The sequence below is a fragment of the Falsiroseomonas sp. RANM36 genome, assembly GCF_056682175.1.
In genome coordinates, this window is sequence record NZ_JBWXTD010000003.1 from 659,178 (window position 1) to 660,444 (window position 1,267).

1 protein-coding gene is annotated in these 1,267 nt (G+C 69.2%); it reads right to left on the bottom strand.

Features of this window, described 5'->3' with window-relative positions; translation table 11 throughout:
* Positions 1 to 30: 30 nt before the first annotated feature.
* A complete protein-coding gene (locus tag AC1MIR_RS07945) occupies positions 31 to 1,182 on the bottom strand; it encodes a flagellin N-terminal helical domain-containing protein (RefSeq protein ID WP_480027636.1) in 1,152 nt (383 codons plus the stop codon).
* Positions 1,183 to 1,267 lie beyond the last annotated feature (85 nt).

Below are 1,267 nucleotides of genomic sequence, written 5' to 3' on the forward strand. Positions count from 1 at the left end.
CGGGGGCCGTGGTGGCCCCCGCGCGACGGATCAGCGGAACAGGCTGAGCAGCGACTGGCTCTGCTGGTTCGCAATGGAGAGCGACTGCGTCGCCAGCTGCTGGCGAGTCTGCAGGCTGGTGAGGCGCGCGGATTCCTCGGCAAGGTCCGCATCCACCAGCGCGCCGAGACCTTCCTTCAGCGAGTCGTTCAGCTTGGTGGTGAAGTCCTGCAGCCCTTCCACCTGGCGCAGCGCGGCACCGATGGTGGCGAGGCGCGTGCCCATCGTGTCGATCGCGCCTTCCACCGCGGCGATCGCGCCCGTGCCGCCCGGCAGCGTGCCGGCGGTGGCGCCGCCCGAGGCGAAGGTCGCCGTGATCGCGCCGATGTTGCCGTTCACGACCAGGCGGCCCTGGTTGTCGAGGCTGGCGTCGAAGCCTTCGGACTGCATGCGGCCGATCAGCTTGGAGACCGCCTGCAGCGGCGAGTCCGTCGCGGTGATCTGCACGTCGAACACGTCCGTCGTCGCGGTCGGCGTCTGCGTCAGCGGCGCGGAGCCGTCGCTGAACTCGAAGACGAAGGTGTTGCCGCCCTGGGTGAACTGGATGAAGTCCGCATTCGCCGCGGCGAAGGTCGCGTCGAAGGTCAGGGTGCGGCCGCCGGTCGCCGCCGTCAGCCCGGCCAGCGCGAGGCCCGCCGAGGTGCTGTTCGTGCCGGTGACGGAGGTGGTGGTGCCGTTGATGTCGCGCACGACGTTCAGGTTGTTGTCCGTCACGCCCGTCACGCCCGCGACGCCCGAGGTCAGCAGGTTCACGCCGTTGAAGGTGGCGGTGCGGGCATAGGCGTCGATGTTGGACAGCGCGTTGGTGATCTGCGCGTTGATCTGGTTGACGTCCACGCCCTGCTGCTGGCCCTGCGTGACCGTCTGCTTCAGCTTGCCCAGCTCGTCGCTGATCTTGGTCGCGGCGTCGCGCGCGGTGGTCAGCGCCGCCTTGCCGAAGGCCAGGCTGTCCTTCACCGCCGACATGCCGTTGAGGTCGGCGCGCATGTTCTGCGCGATGGCGAAGACCGCCGGGTCGTGGTTCGCCTGGCTGATGCGATAGCCGCTCTCGATGCGGGCCTGGGTCGTGCCCATGTCCTTCGAGATCGAGCTCAGCGAGCGGATCGCCGCCATCGCGGCGACATTGGTGTTGACGGAGGACATCGTCCTCTCTCCTCGGTCCTGCGTTCCGCGAAGGGGAAGCCGTCTTGGCGACCTTGCGCGGGTGCGGTGCGGCACTGGCCGCACC

Bases quoted from the DNA above. Each gene is read 5' to 3' on its own strand.
- AC1MIR_RS07945 (WP_480027636.1), bottom strand. From the start codon at position 1,182: ATGTCCTCCGTCAACACCAATGTCGCCGCGATGGCGGCGATCCGCTCG.